General features: G+C 43.4%; 18 protein-coding genes. 9 read left to right on the top strand and 9 right to left on the bottom strand.

Features of this window, described 5'->3' with window-relative positions:
* Position 1 precedes the first annotated feature (1 nt).
* Together HPC40_RS03135 and mdh are read right to left on the bottom strand one after the other, a co-directional pair.
* Positions 2-796 carry a class I SAM-dependent methyltransferase gene (locus HPC40_RS03135; protein ID WP_208118031.1) on the bottom strand — a complete coding sequence of 265 codons (795 nt, stop codon included), beginning with the start codon at positions 794-796 and terminating at the stop codon, positions 2-4.
* A gap of 130 nt (positions 797-926) precedes the next feature.
* Positions 927-1,865: a malate dehydrogenase gene (mdh, locus tag HPC40_RS03130; RefSeq protein WP_208118030.1), complete on the bottom strand. Its 939-nt coding sequence runs from the start codon at positions 1,863-1,865 to the stop codon at positions 927-929.
* Between the two features lie 211 nt (positions 1,866-2,076).
* Between mdh and argR the strand changes: the two genes are divergently transcribed.
* The 4 genes from argR (at position 2,077) to der (ending at position 7,552) form a co-directional block, all read left to right on the top strand.
* Positions 2,077-2,544 (top strand): transcriptional regulator ArgR, encoded by a 468-nt coding sequence (gene argR, locus HPC40_RS03125; RefSeq protein ID WP_208118029.1) that lies wholly within the window; start codon positions 2,077-2,079, stop codon positions 2,542-2,544.
* An 8-nt stretch (positions 2,545-2,552) separates the two neighbouring features.
* Positions 2,553-3,449 carry a TIGR01777 family oxidoreductase gene (locus tag HPC40_RS03120; protein WP_208118028.1) on the top strand — a complete coding sequence of 299 codons (897 nt, stop codon included), beginning with the start codon at positions 2,553-2,555 and terminating at the stop codon, positions 3,447-3,449.
* Positions 3,450-3,510: 61 nt separating this feature from the next.
* On the top strand, positions 3,511-5,910 hold the full coding sequence (mrcB, locus tag HPC40_RS03115; RefSeq protein ID WP_208118027.1) for a penicillin-binding protein 1B: 2,400 nt from the start codon (positions 3,511-3,513) through the stop codon (positions 5,908-5,910).
* A 136-nt stretch (positions 5,911-6,046) separates the two neighbouring features.
* A complete protein-coding gene (gene der / locus HPC40_RS03110) occupies positions 6,047-7,552 on the top strand; it encodes a ribosome biogenesis GTPase Der (protein ID WP_208118026.1) in 1,506 nt (501 codons plus the stop codon).
* An 11-nt stretch (positions 7,553-7,563) separates the two neighbouring features.
* Here the strand turns inward: der and xseA are convergent, their stop codons facing one another.
* From xseA to smrB, 6 genes are read right to left on the bottom strand one after another with little or no spacing between them, the layout of a single operon-like run.
* Entirely contained in the window at positions 7,564-9,042 is a 1,479-nt protein-coding gene (gene xseA / locus HPC40_RS03105; protein ID WP_208118025.1) for an exodeoxyribonuclease VII large subunit, read from the bottom strand.
* 1 nt (position 9,043) lies between these two features.
* Positions 9,044-10,279 (bottom strand): ribosomal protein uL16 3-hydroxylase, encoded by a 1,236-nt coding sequence (locus HPC40_RS03100; protein ID WP_235972291.1) that lies wholly within the window; start codon positions 10,277-10,279, stop codon positions 9,044-9,046.
* Positions 10,252-10,569 carry a hypothetical protein gene (locus tag HPC40_RS03095; protein WP_208118024.1) on the bottom strand — a complete coding sequence of 106 codons (318 nt, stop codon included), beginning with the start codon at positions 10,567-10,569 and terminating at the stop codon, positions 10,252-10,254. The genes HPC40_RS03100 and HPC40_RS03095 overlap by 28 nt, the downstream gene beginning before the upstream one ends.
* Positions 10,559-10,930: an RnfH family protein gene (locus HPC40_RS03090; RefSeq protein ID WP_208118023.1), complete on the bottom strand. Its 372-nt coding sequence runs from the start codon at positions 10,928-10,930 to the stop codon at positions 10,559-10,561. Before HPC40_RS03090 ends, HPC40_RS03095 begins: the two co-directional genes overlap by 11 nt.
* Positions 10,923-11,357 (bottom strand): type II toxin-antitoxin system RatA family toxin, encoded by a 435-nt coding sequence (locus HPC40_RS03085; RefSeq protein ID WP_208118022.1) that lies wholly within the window; start codon positions 11,355-11,357, stop codon positions 10,923-10,925. The genes HPC40_RS03090 and HPC40_RS03085 overlap by 8 nt, the downstream gene beginning before the upstream one ends.
* A 31-nt stretch (positions 11,358-11,388) precedes the next feature.
* Positions 11,389-11,901, bottom strand: coding sequence for an endonuclease SmrB (smrB, locus tag HPC40_RS03080; protein ID WP_208118021.1), 513 nt, complete (start codon positions 11,899-11,901; stop codon positions 11,389-11,391).
* Positions 11,902-12,008: 107 nt separating this feature from the next.
* Here smrB and prmB point away from each other — a divergent pair, with 107 nt between their 5' ends.
* The 5 genes from prmB (at position 12,009) to HPC40_RS03055 (ending at position 15,121) form a co-directional block, all read left to right on the top strand.
* Positions 12,009-12,977 (top strand): 50S ribosomal protein L3 N(5)-glutamine methyltransferase, encoded by a 969-nt coding sequence (gene prmB, locus HPC40_RS03075; RefSeq protein WP_235972290.1) that lies wholly within the window; start codon positions 12,009-12,011, stop codon positions 12,975-12,977.
* 104 nt (positions 12,978-13,081) lie between these two features.
* The gene (locus HPC40_RS03070; RefSeq protein WP_208118020.1) at positions 13,082-13,786 is read left to right on the top strand and encodes a hypothetical protein; all 705 of its coding nucleotides are present in this window, start codon (positions 13,082-13,084) and stop codon (positions 13,784-13,786) included.
* Positions 13,786-14,337: a septation protein A gene (locus HPC40_RS03065; RefSeq protein ID WP_208118019.1), complete on the top strand. Its 552-nt coding sequence runs from the start codon at positions 13,786-13,788 to the stop codon at positions 14,335-14,337. The genes HPC40_RS03070 and HPC40_RS03065 overlap by 1 nt, the downstream gene beginning before the upstream one ends.
* 5 nt (positions 14,338-14,342) lie before the next feature.
* Positions 14,343-14,819, top strand: a complete 477-nt coding sequence (yciA, locus tag HPC40_RS03060; RefSeq protein ID WP_208118018.1) for an acyl-CoA thioester hydrolase YciA — start codon at positions 14,343-14,345, stop codon at positions 14,817-14,819.
* Between the two features lie 5 nt (positions 14,820-14,824).
* Positions 14,825-15,121: a YciI family protein gene (locus tag HPC40_RS03055; protein ID WP_208118298.1), complete on the top strand. Its 297-nt coding sequence runs from the start codon at positions 14,825-14,827 to the stop codon at positions 15,119-15,121.
* 32 nt (positions 15,122-15,153) lie between these two features.
* Here HPC40_RS03055 and HPC40_RS03050 read toward each other — a convergent pair whose 3' ends face one another.
* Positions 15,154-17,823 (bottom strand): cation transporter, encoded by a 2,670-nt coding sequence (locus HPC40_RS03050; RefSeq protein ID WP_208118017.1) that lies wholly within the window; start codon positions 17,821-17,823, stop codon positions 15,154-15,156.
* Positions 17,824-17,830 lie beyond the last annotated feature (7 nt).

The following is a 17,830-nucleotide window of genomic DNA, read 5'->3' as shown; positions in this document are numbered from 1 at the left end:
GTCAATTTACATCAAAACTGATAAATGCCCATTTAATAATACGTTGGGTATGCTGAAAATCTGTTTGGAAATAAGTACGAATTTTTTGCTCATCAACACAAGAAAGCTCGCCCAAACTCCAACGTACACGCTCAAGTAACTCATCAGCACTTTCTGCCATAAAACGCTTATCTTCACACTCAATATAATCCACTTTAGGGTGGATGCCCAGTTGATACAATATATTAATGACATAAATATAATCTGGTTTTGGCACTATTGGGCGTTCAATGAGATCATCAATATCATCACTCAAAAAGCTACGACCGACTTTATACGTGAGATAAACACGCTGTTTAGCCTTACTTATCAGTTTTTTGAGTCCCATTTGTATATCGTCTAACTCTAAACAGCGTGAGGCAAATACTAAATCACATTCAGGCACAGCATCCCAGTCATCTTCATAGGCTAATTGTAGTGTGCGGATATTATTAATCCCTTGCCGATGTGCATTGTCATTTAGAAAAGTGAGCATATTCGGTGCATAATCGCAGGCAACCACTTCGTGCAAGTACGGTGCGGCTAATAACGACAATGTGCCTGGTCCACAACCAAAATCCAGCGCACTTTGACAGCCAGAAAAATCCACTCGGGACAGAAAATCCGTCGGATAATTCCCTTTAAGCATATTCTGCCCTGAAATAAGGGCTTTTTTATCCCAATCAATGTAAGTTTTTGTTTTAAATGTACTAACTTTTTTCTGCTCACGATAAAGCCGAGCAAAATCAAGCTGATCGTAGTTCGCTTTTTTAATCATAATAATGTTCTCTCATGCTTGAGTAACGCCTTCACATCGTGCTAACGTCTCACTTTTTCTTTATAAAAAAATTTATATAACGCATAATAAAAAAAGCCCGACAAGAATCATGTCGGGCTGTAATGATGTATTATTCACCATTCACAAATTTTTCACCTAGCGCAATGTCTTTTTGCAAGGTCGGTAACATCGCCTCAACCGCACTTTGCTCAAATTCACTTAGCGGACCAATTGGGAGAATTTCTTCTACACCATTTTTACCTAAACGCACAGGCACTGCAAAGAAACGAGCATATTTGCCATCGCCTTCAACGTAAGTATATTCGACAGCCTCTTGACCACTTAAGCCCTTCAACACAGACAAACCAAAACGTGCGGCAGCTTGTGCCATAGAGAGCGTCGCACTTCCGCCACCGGCCTTCGCCTCTACCACTTCTGTTCCCGCATTTTGGATGCGCTTCGTTAATGCTTCAACTTCTTCAGCTGTGAAACTTGCACCCTCGACTTGCGAAAGCAATGGTAAAATCGTCACGCCTGAATGCCCTCCAATCACAGGCACTCTTACTTTATCCAGTGCAACATCTTTCAGTTCTGATACAAACGTTTCTGAACGAATCACATCAAGGGTGGTTACCCCAAATAAGCGACGTTTATCATACACACCTGCTTTTTTCAACACTTCCGCAGCAATCGCAACGGTGGTATTCACTGGATTGGTGATAATACCAATACAGGCTTTCGGGCAAGCAACAGCCGCTTTTTCGACTAAATTTTTAATAATACTGGCATTAATGTTGAATAAATCCGAACGATCCATACCGGGTTTACGTGCAACACCCGCTGAAATCAACACTAAATCTGCACCTTGCAAGGCTTCGCTTGGATCTTCTCCTGCATACCCTTTTGCCTGCACTGGGGTTGGAATATGGCTAATATCTTTCGCCACACCTGGTGTGACTGGTGCAATATCATATAATGCTAATTCAGTCCCTGCTGGGCAATTTAATTTTAATAACAATGCTAACGCTTGCCCAATACCGCCTGCTGCACCTAAGACCGCAACTTTCATTTAAAACTCCTTATATTTACATTTAATTAACTAAAGTGAGTTAAGTCTAGATCCAATTGCAGGCAAATTCAAATATGACAATGCAAAAGTGAGAGCTAGGGCAAATTTTTTCCTTGCACTAACCGCACTTTGCCTAAATAGGAAAATTTTATTTGCCTTTTTTTGAAAAAATATGCACTATCTATGCAAATTTCTGCATAGAGTAAGCATAATGAACACACTCACTAAATCTGAATCACTGAACAGTGCCTTTCGGGCTTTGCTTTTAGAAGAAAAATACGCTTCCCAAGGGGAGATTGTTGATGCGCTCCAATCAAAGGGATTTCAAGTCAACCAATCTAAAATCTCACGAATGCTAGCCAAATTCGGGGCCGTGCGTATTCGCAATTCAAAAATGCAAACAGTGTACTGTCTGCCGCCTGAATTAAGCATGCCAAATACCTCTAGCCCTTTGAAAAATTTGGTGCTAGATATTGATTATAACAATGCACTGGTCGTCATTCGTACCAGCCCTGGCGGTGCACAACTGATTGCGCGATTATTAGATTCAATTGGCAAAAATGACGGCATTTTAGGAACAATTGCCGGTGATGATACGGTGTTTATCACACCAACACTAAAGACCAAAACGACACAGTTAGTAAAAAATATCCAGCAATTATTTGAAAATTCACTTTAAGGAGTACTATGCGCATTTTTATTACGGGCGCGACGGGGCTAATCGGCACCGCACTTTGCCAAACGCTACTGGCTCAAGGGCATCGCATTACCGCACTTACCCGTAATGAACATCATGCCAAAACCCATTTTAAAGGGCTAATTCTCAATTATTGTTCCGATTTAACCGCACTTCATCATTTTAATGAATTTGATGCGATCATCAATCTTGCTGGTGAACCAATTTTTGATAAACGCTGGACAGTACGCCAAAAACGAGAGCTGGTTGCCAGCCGTGTACAACTAACACAAACCCTAGTCGAAAAAATCAATGCCAGCGACAATCCTCCCGAAGTTCTAATTTCAGGCTCTGCTATTGGTTTTTACGGTAATGTAACTCAACGTGAGGTTGATGAGCATGCAGATGCTGGCACAGGTTTTGCAGCTGAATTATGTCAACGCTGGGAAAATGCCGCCCTTAACGCCACATGCCGAGTATGCCTCCTGCGTACCTCGATGGTACTTGCCACCACGGGAGGCGCATTGGCGAAAATGCTGCCATTGTATAAACTGGGACTCGGCGGTCGAATCGGCTCAGGCACACAACACTGGGCGTGGATCCACCTTGAGGATATGGTTAATATCATTCTTTTTCTTTTAAACCATTCACAATGCCAAGGTCCTTTTAACTGTTGTTCACCTCATGCTGTAACCAATGCTGCGTTTAACCGCACGTTAGCTCATACACTGCGCCGACCGCACTTTGCATTTGTTCCTGCATTTGTTTTAAAATTCGTTCTTGGCGAGCGTGCACAATTATTGCTTGATAATCAATCCATTATCCCCAAACAACTTTGTCAGGCAGGATTTCAGTTTCAGTACCCTAAATTAACGCCAGCATTGGACGCATTGCTCGCTGAATGTTAGGCTTTTTTCACAAGCCTTGTTATAATTTACACAAAAATAGAAACGGCATAGGTTTTATTGCATGACATCGCCTTCAGATCCGAATAACGAACAAACTGAAATCAAACAACAAACTCCGCCAAAACGCAAACGTACATGGCGTATGCGTTTTTTGATTTTTAGCCTAAAAGTCGGGTTCACCGCACTTTGCTGTGTCTTGTTTTACCTTGCATATCTTGATGCAAGAATTCGCAATACCCTTGATGGCAGCATTTGGCAACTGCCCGCAGAAGTTTATGCGCAAATTGAAAGTATTGAACAACCCAAGCACCCCACTCTAACCGAAGTGCGTGAAAAATTAATTGATAATGGTTATAGGCAAGTCAATATGCTGGGTACACCTGGGGATTTCAAAATTGAAGAGGATACCATCGTTTTAATTCGCCGCGCCTTTGAATTTCCAGATGCACCAGAGCCTCAACGTGTTTTACGCCTGCGTTTCCGTGATGGGCGATTAAATGTAATCGAAGATTTAGTCAATCGCCAAGCCATTACACAATTTCGCCTAGCCCCCAAATTAATTGCAATGTTGCAATCTAATAAAGAAGATCGCCTTGCAATCCCATTGCATCAATATCCCCGTTATTTGATTGATACCCTTCTATTAACTGAAGATCGCCGATTTTATGAACATAATGGCGTCAGTTTACTTGGCATTACACGGGCAATGATCACCAACATTCAGGCGGGGCAAACCGTGCAAGGAGGCAGCACGCTAACCCAACAATTAGTCAAAAATCTCTTTTTAAGCAATCGTCGCAGCTTCACTCGAAAAATTAACGAAGCATTTATGGCAATTTTGCTTGATGCCCGTTACGATAAAAATACAATTTTAGAAACCTATCTCAATGAGGTTTATCTTGCACAATCAGGAGACACTGAAATTCATGGCTTTGCACTCGCAAGCCAGCTCTTTTTTGGTCGCCCAATTCAAGAAATTCGTCTAGATCAAATCGCGTTATTGGTGGGAATGGTGAAAGGTCCATCAATTTATAATCCATGGCGTTATCCTGATAATGCGATGGCACGACGCAATGTCGTACTAAAAATTATGCAAGAAAACGGCATTATCAATGAAAGCCTCTATCAACTGCTCAGCCGCCGTCCACTGGATGTAAAACCCAAAGGCAGCGTTACACGAGCACAACCAGCATTTATGCAATTAGTAAAGCAAGATTTGAGTAGCGTACTGGGTGATAATAAGGCGACCGCGCTTTCAGGTGCACGTATTTTTACCACGCTTGATATTAACAAACAACGCATGGCAGAAAAGGCATTAGTTGAGGCTACTCAAAAATTGCAACTGCAACAAAAACGCCCTGATCTTGAAGCTGCTATGGTGGTTGCAGATTACCGCACAGGTGGGGTGCTTGCAATGGTCGGTGGCGTGCAAACACAATATGCGGGCTTTAATCGTGCCTTACGCTCACAACGTCAAATCGGCTCATTGGTCAAACCCTCAATTTACCTCAGTGCATTGGCTAATCCAGAGCAATTTAGACTCAACACACCAATTCAAAATCGCCCAATCACGATTAAAATCAAAGGAGCACCTGATTGGCAACCTCGCAACTATAACCGTCGTTATAGTGGTTCGGTGATGCTAATGGACGCATTGGTACGCTCACTGAATATTCCGACCGTGAATATTGGTATGAAAGTCGGGCTTGATACGGTTATTGCCAACCAAAAAGCAATGGGCTGGGATAAAATTAAAATCCCACGCGTGCCTGCTATGCTACTCGGCTCTTACGCCATTGCGCCCTTTGATGTCACAAAACTCTTTCAAGTGATCGCCAATGCTGGTGAAAAAATACCGTTATCCTCTATTGACAGTGTTACACGTCGTAACGGTCAACTGCTGTACCAACGCAACAGTGCTAGCGACCAAGTTGTGCCACGAGAGGCGGCAATTCAAACATTATACGCGATGCAACAAGCGGTCGAACGCGGAACAGGTCGCAGCTTACAAACTGATTTTGCCGAATTTCATCTCGCAGGCAAAACAGGGACAACCAACGATGCACGTGATACTTGGTTTGTTGGTATTGACGGGAAAGAAGTAATTACCGTCTGGCTTGGTCGTGACAATAATGGTAAAACAGGGCTAACAGGCTCGACGGGGGCATTGAAGCTTTATCAACACTATCTTTCACTTGTATCACCAACACCATTGCATCTGCCAAAATCACCGAATATCAAGTGGGTTGGCATTAATAGTTTTGGTAGTTGGGATTGCAGCAGTAGCAGGACAATTCCCGTATGGGCAAACCGAAACCAGAGTTTTTGCACACAGCGTGCGCCAGTGGTTGCCCCTAGTAGTCAACCTGTTACTCAACCTGAACGTAAACCAAGTGTGTGGGACGCATTACAGCTACAAGGTGGTGGTGCACCAGTCGAAGAGGCTCAACCTAGTCAATGATAAGCACACCATAAAATGCTCGCTTAAGCGAGCATTTATTTTATGCCGACCGCACTTTGATAAATTTTACTATCTCCAATTGGCAAAATTCAGTATGATGGTAGATTAATTGATGTTTAAGATAAGGATATAAAGAATGACGCCGGTAATTGCCCTTGTAGGTCGCCCCAATGTGGGTAAATCGACTCTCTTTAATCGTTTAACACGCACCCGCGATGCCTTGGTGGCCGATTTTCCAGGATTAACCCGTGATCGGAAATATGGGCAAGCCCATCTTGCTGGACATGATTTTATTGTGATTGACACAGGAGGAATTGACGGTAGCGAAGAAGGCGTTGAAGAAAAAATGGCGGCACAATCGCTTCTGGCAATTGATGAAGCGGATGTCGTGCTGTTTATGGTAGATGCTCGAGCAGGGCTAATGCCTGCTGACATTGGGCTGGCAAATTACTTGCGCCAACGTGATAAAACCACTGTGGTGGTAGCAAATAAAACCGACGGTATTGATGCTGATTCCCACTGTGCCGAATTTTATCAACTGGGCTTAGGCGAAATCGTCCAAATTGCGGCTTCACAAGGGCGTGGTGTGAATGCACTGATTGAGCAAGTGCTGGCTCCATTAGCTGAAAGTGCGGTTGAGGAAAATGTACTTGAAGATGATAATACTGATGAGTGGAACGATGGGTTTAGCCTAAGTGATGATGAGCTGACCGCACTTTTAGCACAAGATGATGAGGAAGCCGATCCTGAAGACATTACCCAGCGCAATATTAAAATTGCCATTGTCGGTCGTCCAAATGTCGGAAAATCCACCTTAACCAATCGTATTTTAGGTGAAGATCGCGTGGTCGTTTATGATCTACCTGGCACGACACGCGATAGCGTCTATATCCCAATGGAGCGTGACGGACAAGAATATACCTTGATTGATACCGCAGGCGTACGTAAACGTGGCAAAGTAACACTCGCCGTTGAAAAATTTTCGGTGATTAAAACGCTGCAAGCGATCGAAGATGCCAATGTGGTGTTACTGGTTATTGACGCACGTGAAGGTATCTCCGATCAAGATCTCTCACTTCTTGGCTTTATTCTCAATGCAGGGCGTTCATTGGTCATTGTGGTCAATAAATGGGACGGTTTGGATATGGATGCCAAAGATCGCATTAAATCAGAGCTCGATCGCCGTTTAGATTTTATTAATTTTGCCCGTGTTCATTTTATCTCGGCTTTACATGGCAGTGGTGTTGGCAACTTGTTTAAATCCGTACAAGAGGCTTATGCTTGTGCGATCAAACGCTACTCCACATCAATGCTCACGCGCATTTTGCAAATGGCAACCGATGAACACCAGCCACCGCTTGTTTCAGGGCGACGGGTGAAACTGAAATACGCACACCCAGGTGGACATAACCCACCAATTATCGTCATTCATGGCAATCAAGTGGAAAAATTGCCCGATTCGTACAAACGCTATCTGACCAATTATTATCGCCGCAGTTTGAAGATTATCGGCACACCGATTCGCATTCAATTCCAAGAAGGTGCCAATCCGTATGCTGGCAAGCGTAATACACTAACACCAACCCAGTTACGCAAACGTAAACGCTTAATGAAATTCATTAAGAAATCGAAGAAAAAATAAAGAAAAGCGAGTTAATACTCGCTTTTCTTTTTTATATCAACAACTTGACTTACGATTTTTCCTTGTCCTAAATAGGTCGTTATCTGCTCGCCTGGCTGTACCTCAACCGCACTTTTAATGCTATTCCCCGCTTGATTTAAGGTGATGGAATACCCTCGAGTCAGCACTTTTAGCGGGCTAAGATTATCCAATAATAAGGTTTTTTGGACAAAATCGTGCTGCTTCGATTGCAATATTCTTTCCATTGCCTTCATTAATGCCGCTTTCCGATGTTGCACACGATGTTCAGCCTGCCTGAGGTGGTATGGCAAAGGCGATTTCGCCAAACGCTCGCAAAGGTAATCATGGCGTAGCGTCGCTTGCCTAAACTGACGCATCACCGCACTTTTCAGTTGTGTTTGTAGCTGCAAAAACTGGCGTTGTCGTGCGTGTAATTGCTGTTTAGGGTGCTGTGCATGCAGTCGCTGGCACAATAACGATAATGGCTGCTGCATGTCTTTTAATCTGACGTTGACCGCACTTTGTAGTCGTTGATAAAGGTGGCTTAGCTGTATATGTTGCTGCGCTAGCATGCGATTGGGATGCTGATGATGAAGTCGTAACGTTACTGTATTCAGCCGTTGGTGCCATCGCTCCGTCTGACGATCAAATGCTATAAATAAATTTTGCAGCTGTACTGCCAAACGTGTGAGCAATGCGTGGCGATCTTGACTGACAATTTCTGCCGCAGCCGATGGCGTCGGTGCTCGCACATCTGCTACAAAATCAGCAATAGTCACATCTGTTTCATGTCCAACCGCACTAATAATCGGAAGATGCGAGTTAAAAATCGCTTGCGCAACGATTTCTTCATTAAAACACCACAAATCCTCTAGTGAGCCCCCGCCACGCCCCACGATTAACACCTCAACCTCATTGCGTTGATTAGCCAACATGATGTTCTGTGCAATCTCTTGCGCTGCATGTTGCCCTTGTACCGCACTTGGATACACCACCACGTCTGTCATTGGACTTCGACGTGCAAGGATATTGAGTATATCATGCAATGCTGCGCCACTTTTAGACGTGATAATCCCGACTTTATGGCAAAAGTGCGGTAACGGTTTCTTATGGTGCTGAGCAAAAAGTCCTTGCGCTGACAATTTGTGTTTTAATTGCTCAAATTGCTGCTGTAATATGCCATCGCCAGCCATTTGCATAGCGTCAATCAGCAATTGATAATCACCTCTCGGCTCATACATACTCACTTGCGCCCGCACCAGCACTTGCATACCATTTTCAGGACGAAACGCAACCCGCATATTTTGGCTGCGAAACATGGCACACCGCACTTGGGCATTTTCATCTTTCAAGCTTAAATACCAATGCCCAGAAATAGGCTGCACAAAATTTGAAATTTCACCCGTCAACCAAACGCTGCCCAGCTGGCTTTCAAGCAACTGCTTAGCACGGTGATTAAGCTGCGAAACGCTGTAAATTGTTTCTGCCATATTATGCCTGTAAGTAAAGCCAGCCATTTTCTAGCCAATTACATAGCGAGTCGAGCAACAGCGTTTGTGCCATGTCGTCATCACTTGAGACAAAATCGGTAAACGCATGCCAATCTAATGCATTGCCATTGGCAAGGAAAGTTAATACCGCACTTTCCGTTTCATTGAGTTCATCAAGCCACTCACCATTGATATAAAAAGCAAACGGCTGCTCGGTGTAAAGCATTTTACAGTTATTATCCTGCATAATTTTTGCCCCGGCTTGTAACACTTCGGCGAGCTCATCGGGGTAATAATCATCATCGCTTTCCAACAGTTCATAACGGCGAATACTAACCGCACTTGCTACGGCTTGTTTGAATAATTTATCAAACTCAGCCGACTGGCTTAATGTGTCAAGCAAGGCGTGTTTCATTGCTTGCACCATAGCATCATCCAGTTTGGCTAATGGTTGTTCTGCGGGATTCAGACGAAGCGGAATTGTCAATTCGCTCGCATTAAAGTGCGGTGAGGTATGGTTTAATGAATGATTCACGCCCGCTAACAGATCGCCTAAATTAGGATAACGCAACCCAAATGACACGGTTAAGCAATCATCTTGCGCCACTCCAAAATGCGACAGCCGTGATGGCACATAAAGAACATCACCAGGTGCCATAACGTCATCAAATACAAGTTGCCCCATATCATCAAAAATACGGATCGGTTGATTTGCTTTAAATTCTGTACTTGGATCGCACCATTTGCCAAGCTGCCAACGGCGATGCCCATAGGCTTGCACTAAAAATACGTCATATTCATCATAGTGTTTACCCACTGAGCCACCTTGTGGTGCATAAGACACCATAATATCATCCCGTTGCCATTGTGGGATAAAACGAAAGGCGTGCCACAATGCCCCCAACTCTGGCGACCACTGCTCTAAATTTTGCACCAAAACTGACCATTTTTCAGGTAAATTCTCAAAATCGCTCGCCACCAGCGGGCTCGTTTTCAGTGTCCAGCGCTCTTTGCCTTGCTCAACGGTCGTTTGCACCAAACGGGCGGTTACATCCTCTTGCTGAGCAAGCTCAATAATGTCTTGCGGTTCAAGTAAGCCTTTAATTTGTGGCAAGCCTTGTTTGATGAAAAGCGGTTTTTTCTGCCAATAATCACGCAGAAAAATCTCAGGGGTAATGCCTTTAGGTAGGCAAAGGTAATCTAATTCAATCATCGTTTTGCTCTCAAAAATCGCCATGCCAACACAATGGCAAGATGTAGGGTAAAGACTATAAATAATAGTAGTATGCTACCGAAGATCCAGCCCCATGAACTTGCAGGTAACGGTATTAATTCGCCATTTGCCAATGGCAGGTGCAGTAGTAGGCTGGGAGTAAGCATGGCATACAATGCGCTGACAACAACAAAGGCTAACGGCGTTGGTAATGGGTAATCCAGGGCAACACACAACGCCATTGTGCCAAACATGAGTAAGAGAAATAGTAGGCTAAGTTTAACCGCACTTTGATATATGCCATTAAGGTTCATCGTGTTTGCTCTCTTTTTCTGCACGCTTTTGTTCACGCTTAAGCTCGCGTTCACGTGCTTTTTCCGCCTCTTGCTCAAGACGCTGCTGCTCCGCACGCTTACGACGAATCTCTTTTGGATCAGCAAGCAATGGACGATAAATTTCAATCCGATCGCCATCTTGTAACACATCGGTTAATTTGGCTGGACGCGCAAAAATGCCCACTTGATTTTTGCGTAGATCAATCTCATGGAATTGCGCCAAAATCCCAGAATGTAATACCGCACTTTGGATCGTCGTGCCTTGTTCCACCTGATAACTGTGTAAAAAATACGTATCAGGCAAAGCATAAGCAATTTGAATATGAATTTTTTCAGCCACTATAAACCTCACTTGCACGTTGCTTAAATGCAGATACCATTTTTTGCGTTAATTGTTCAAAAATTTTTCCAAAAAGCTGACTTATCAAAAAATGCGAAAACTCAAATTCAAGTTGTAAACGAATAATACACGACTGGTCATCTAATGGCTCAAAACGCCACATACCCTTTAAAAAACGAAAAGGGCCTTCGACCAATTCAATGACAATTTCACGACTCGGCTGCATAATATTATGGGTGGTAAATTGCTGACGAATGCCCGCTTTGCTAATAACCAGCTCGGCGGTCAATTCATTTTCATACCGATTTAATGTGCGAGCCGCCACACACCCTGGCAAAAACTGGGGATATTGCTCATAATCATTCACTAACTGATACATCTGCTGTGCACTGAAATTAACCATAGCAGATTGGTTTACCGATGGCATAATGCGTTCTCCTTGCGTGGCATTAGCTCTGTTATATGTCTATATCAAATAAAAATAAAAATGCGGCATCACCACCCCATTCTTTCGGGGCTTGGTGCATCGCCCGCACTTTCGGGTGTTGCACTAACCAGCGAGGAATTTGCTGTTTTAAGGCATATGTTCCATAGCCTGTCATAATGCTAGCACACGCGATATTTTCTTGCTCACAAGCCAATAAAAGTGCGGCTAATTCCTGTTTTGCTTGTTCACGGGTTAGCCCATGCAGATCCAAAAAAAGTTCTGGTTCAAAATCACCTCGACGCAATTGTTTTAACAAGTGCGGTGATTCATTTTCTCGCCGATAGCGAATTGTAGCACCTTCTTCTAAGTGCGGTTCATACTGATCTGAAAAATAAAATAGATTATCTTGCTTTTGAGCGTCTGCTTTTTTATCACGTTGCTGGGCAATTTTGCGCACATGCAGGCTGTGCGTGTCTTGTCGCAAGGCTTTTACGCCCCGTACTTGCTCGCGAAACAATGCAATCTCATCTTCACTTAAGCTCATAATCTGTCCATTGAGAGATAAAAGAATCTATTTTAACACGCTCTATGCCTTAATGGCTAAAATGTGATATAACTATTGTCCAAAAAATGAAAAACTAGAGGTACACAATGGCTGAAGTAGAAGAAATGATTTATAACCAAGAACTCATCGAAGAAATGTCAGATGCCCCCGTTTATGAAGATCTGCGTAATATTCAAGACTATTTGCGCTGGGCATACAGTTGTTTTAACGCTGCCGATATTTATTATGGTCACGGACAAGATAACGCGTGGGATGAAGCGGTTCAATTAGTGCTATCTTGTTTACATCTGCCTCAAGATGTGCCACAAGCGTTGTATTCTTCCAACTTAACGTTTCATGAAAAAGATCGCATTTTTCATGCGTTGATTAGCCGAATTAGTGAACGCAAACCATTGGCCTATATCACTAATCAAGCCTGGTTTTGCGGCTTGCCATTCTATGTTGATGAACGTGTCATAGTTCCCCGCTCCCCTATCGGTGAACTCATTCAAGATGGTTTTACAGGCTTATTACAAGAAGAGCCGAAACGCATTTTGGATCTTTGCACGGGTAGCGGTTGCATTGCAATTGCTTGTGCTGAACGTTTCCCGCATGCCGAAATTGATGCTGTTGACCTCTCTGATGATGCGTTAGCTGTTACTGAAATAAATATTGAAAAGCACGATGCGCTGCAAAATGTGTTTCCATTGAAATCAGATCTATTCGAGGCACTACCACAAGGTAATTATAATTTGATCGTCTGCAATCCGCCGTATGTGGACGCAGAAGATCTTGACGATATGCCAGCGGAATATGAGCATGAGCCCAAAATGGCATTAGAGGCAGGCGACGATGGCTTAGTGCTGGTTAAGCGTATTCTTGCCAACGCTGCGGATTATTTAACCGAACATGGCGTGTTAGTGTGTGAAGTGGGTAACAGCATGGTACATTTACAAGCACAATTCCCGAATGTGCCATTTAATTGGATTCAGTTTAAAAACGGGGGCGATGGCGTATTTTCAATAACACGTGCACAATTACTCAATAGCCAAGCGGAATTCCAAGCCTATAAATAATCAGATAAAAGTGCGGTTATTGGACCGCACTTACGACAAAAAATGATGAAAATAGCAATGCAAATTGCTATACTTTGTTGCGTTTTAGTTAACAGGAAAGTCTGATGCAACTTAATTTTACCGCCATTATTCAAGACTGCTTTAATTTTATGCGTAATCAAAAACAGATGACCCTGTTTTTTATTATGTTACAAGCGATTATCGCGTTTACTTTACGCGCATTACCACTTGAACCATTGATGAACGAAGGCAATCATCTCAACCCCACACAAGCACTCATCGCCGTAGGTGGGCAAATTGCTGTACTACTCGTGACATTATGGTTACTTAATGCCATTATGCAAATCAGCCGCACACATCACATGAATTATGCCAGTGCATTCGTCAACAGTATCAAACAATTATTACCATTTTTGTTGCTTAACTTTTTTGTTGTATTGCCATTTACACTCGCGATATTAAGTTTAATTACAGGGGCTGGCGGCATTTTAGGGCTCATTGCAATTTTACTTGGTGGTTTTATGTTTGTACGGCTCTCCCTCGCACCTTATGCTTATGTGATTGACCGCACTTCGCTCAATACTGCAATGAAACGTGTTTGGCAGCAAGGAAGTGGGCGTATGTCAGCACTATTTTTATTCACCATCATTGCCTATATTTTACCAAGTGCGGTCAACCTGCAACTGGCTCGCTTAGGCGATAATGCAATCAGTGTTGGCATTACAACGATCATCAGCTCAACGGTTGCCGTTTTCACGTTAATTTTTACCTATCGTTTCTATCAACACTTTATGCAACGGAGCGCGTAATGAAGCAACTGATTGAATTTATTCCTCTCATTCTGTTTTTCATTGCGTACAAAATTTACGGGGTGCAAATCAGTGCTGTGGTGCTTATTATCGCTACACTCATTCAATTAATCGTACTCAAAATCTACTTTGGAAAAATTGAAAAATCACAAAAAATCATGGCAATTGCAGTCGTCTTTTTTGGTCTTTTAACAGTGTATTTCAATGATTTGACCTTTTTAAAATGGAAAGTTACCGTGGTGTATGCCATTTTTGCGACCGCACTTTTAATCAGCCAATATGTATTCCATAAACCGCTTATCAAACTGCTACTTGCCAAAGAACTCCAACTTCCAGACCTTATCTGGGCAAGAATCAATCTTGGTTGGGCTATCTTCTTTTTGCTGTGTATGGGATTAAATATCATCATTAGCCAATATATGTCAGATGATGCTTGGTATAATTTCAAAGTGTTTGGCATTCTTGGCATGACTCTCGTTGCTACCTTAGTGACAGGGGTCTATTTATATAAATACTTGCCACAAGACAGTAATAACACACACAAGGATTAACGATTATGGCAAACGAATTTGTAGAAACGCAATCAGGTGCAAACCCAGGGCGAGTATCAAGAGGTCGTTTACTTCTGCGTACTCTGGCAATGCCATCAGATACCAACGCCAATGGCGATATTTTCGGGGGATGGATTATGTCGCAAATGGACTTAGGCGGCGCAATTATGGCCAAGGAAATCGCCCAAGGGCCTGTGGTAACTGTGTCGGTAGATAGAATCAATTTTATTCGTCCCGTTAGTGTCGGTGATGTTATTTGTTGCTATGGTCGCTGCGTAAAAGTCGGTAACAGTTCACTTAAAGTCGAAGTCGAAGTGTGGGTAAAAAAAGTATCCACCGAACCATTTAATGAGCGTTATTGTGTGACTGATGCCGTGTTTACCTTTGTTGCCATTGATAAGCATGGTCGCCCTCGCCCAATTAACAAAGAAAATAACCCCGAGCTTGATAAAGCGATGCAGGAACTTGAAATGGAAGGTTAAAGATGATGTATTATGTTATTTTTGCACAAGACAAACCCAACACCCTTGCCCAACGCCTAGCCGTTCGTGAACAACATCTTGCTCGCTTAAAATCCCTACAAGCGGAAAACCGTCTACTTGTAGCAGGCCCCAACCCTGCCATTGATGATGAAAATCCACAAGAAGCGGGATTTACTGGCTCAACAGTTATTGCACAGTTTGACAGTCTTGCCGCAGCACAACAATGGGCGCAAGATGATCCCTATGTCACCGCAGGTGTATATGGGGATGTCATTGTCAAACCCTTTAAACGTGTATTTTAAAAAGCAGCTCTGCTGCTTTTTTTAACCGCACTTTATGGTTTAAAGCGTAATAAGCGATTTGCGTTAGTCACGACGGTCACAGATGATAATGCCATAGCGGCTGCTGCAAATACTGGGTTTAACATCACCCCCCAAATGGGATACAAAATGCCCATCGCAATAGGAATACCTAAGCTGTTATAAATAAATGCGCCAAAGAGATTTTGCTTGATATTACGCATTGTGGCTTGGGAAAGCATTAATACATCTCGCACCGCACTGATATTTGAATTCATCAAGGTTAATCCTGCTGTTTCTATTGCAATATCGCTTCCATTGGCAATAGCAATACTGACATTCGCTCTCGCAAGTGCGGGGGCATCATTAATACCATCACCGACCATTGCCACATTGCTCCCCCGTTGCTGCAAGCGTGCAATCACATCGGCTTTATCGCTTGGCAAAACATCGGCGATTACTTCATTAATACCCAATTTATGGGCAATAGCGTTTGCCGTTGCTTGATTGTCGCCTGTTAACATTACGGATTTTATCCCCATGGCGTGCAATTGCTTGATTGCATATGCGCTGTCTTCTCGCACTGGATCTTGCACGACAAAAAAGCTAAGCAATACACGCTGGCGCGCCAGAAAAATTACTGTGCCTCCGTGTTCACGGGCTATACAGGCTTCATTATGCACATTTTCTGGCATCACAACCGCTTTCGCTTGCATCAATGATAGGTTTCCCAAGAAAAAAGTCTCTCCATCAATCTCACCTGAAATGCCCATTCCGTTATGTGTATGAAAATTATGTACTGGTGGTAGTTGATGCTGAGCTAGTCGCTGATCATTGACAAAGGCACTGGCTAACGGATGGTTCGCCTCTTTTTCAAGCGCAGTCGCAAACATTAAAAGTGCGGTTGGATCTCCAGAAATGGCGTGGATATGCGTCAATGTGGGCTTACCCTGAGTCAATGTCCCTGTTTTGTCAAATACGACAGTATCAATGCAAGCTGCATTTTGTAACGCTTGTGCATCTCGCACCAAAATCCCCAACTGAGCAGCTCGTGCAACAGCCGCGATAATCGACATCGGTGTTGCTAAACCCAATGCACATGGGCAGGCAATGATCAGCACACTAGTAAAGACCACTAACGCCTGTGCAAAATTGGGTGACTGTGGCAACACAAGCCATAAAATAAACGCCAACACCGCCAATGCACAGACGGCTGGTACAAATATCGCTGCGACATTATCTGCCAATTGTGCAATTTTCGGCTTGCTACTTTGCGCTTGTTTAACTAAGCGAATAATATTGGCAAGCATCGTATTTTCGCCTACGCCTGTGACCTTAATCTGTAATATTCCATTATCCACGATGGTACCCGCTCGCACCATATCGCCTTGCACTTTACGCACCTGCAATGGCTCGCCCGTTAACATTGCCTCATTCAGCCACGCCTGCCCACTTTCCACAACACCATCAACAGGTACTTTATCACCTGTTTTTAAACGAAGTTGCATTCCCTTTTTCACGCTGTCAAGAGAAACGATTTTTTCACCTTGCGCTGTCAGCAACCGCACTTTTTGAGGCGTTAAATCCAATAATTTATTCAATGCTTGTGAGGAATGGTGTTTGGCTTTCATTTCTAACATTTTGCCAAGATTAATCAAGCCAATAATCATCAAACTCGCTTCAAAATAGAGATGACGCGCCTGCTCAGGATAAAACGCAGGTGCAAGTACCACTGACATTGAAAAAAGCCATGCTGTTCCTGTGCCAAGGGCAACAAGCGTATCCATCGTTGTAGTAGCATGTCGTAGATTACTTATCGCATTACTGAAAAAGTGCTTACCGCTATACATCATCACAGCAAAACAAAGCAAGCCAACTATTAACCACCCCATTTGTGTGGAATCCGCCATATTCATACCAAAAACCCAGCCCCATAGCATTAATGCGCCCCCTAAGAATAGAGCAACGATTGCTCGTCGTTTTAACTGGTTGATTTCTATACTATAATGCTGTTGGCTTTTTTCGCGCTGTATCTTCACATCACGCACCACCTCCGCACGGTAGCCCGCATGCGTAATCGCATTGATTAATGCGTTATCATCAACGTTCCCTGCAACTAATGCCGTACTATCGGCTAGATTGACTTGTACGGCACTGACCCCCTCAACCGCACTTAGGGCTTTTTCTACTTTTGCCACACACGCAGCACAGCTTAAACCCGTTAATGCCAATTGAATAGGATAAGACGTTTGCTCGGGTGCTGCCTCCATTACAGGGCTATCAGCCGTTTCTGATAGCCCATCAGTCTTTGGGCATTGCACGCTATCAGATTTATTCGCATGAAAGCCTGCCTGCTCAATAACAGCAATCACCTCATCGGGCGCATTGGGTGCAAAAACAGCAAGTGCGGTTTTATTAATGGTATAAATCAAATTCGCATCGTATGCCTGCAATGCTTTTTCGACACTGGCAATACAATGCCCGCAATTTAGCCCTGAAAGACTCAAATCATAAGCACTGTGTTGGGCTAACGTCGCGTTGTAGCCCGCCGCGCTAATCGCATTAATCACATCATGCGCTGCTACATCATCACTCACTTGAGCAAAAGTGCGGTTAACCTTACAGTCACTATCCAACGTGACAAGGGCCTGACGAACATTCGCAACGCAATGCTGGCAAGATAACCCTGAAAGTGCATAAATCATTACTTAC

The sequence above is a fragment of the Spirabiliibacterium falconis genome (genome assembly GCF_014885015.1).
GTDB lineage: Bacteria > Pseudomonadota > Gammaproteobacteria > Enterobacterales > Pasteurellaceae > Spirabiliibacterium > Spirabiliibacterium falconis.
This window is presented reverse-complemented; position numbering and strand designations above follow the sequence as displayed.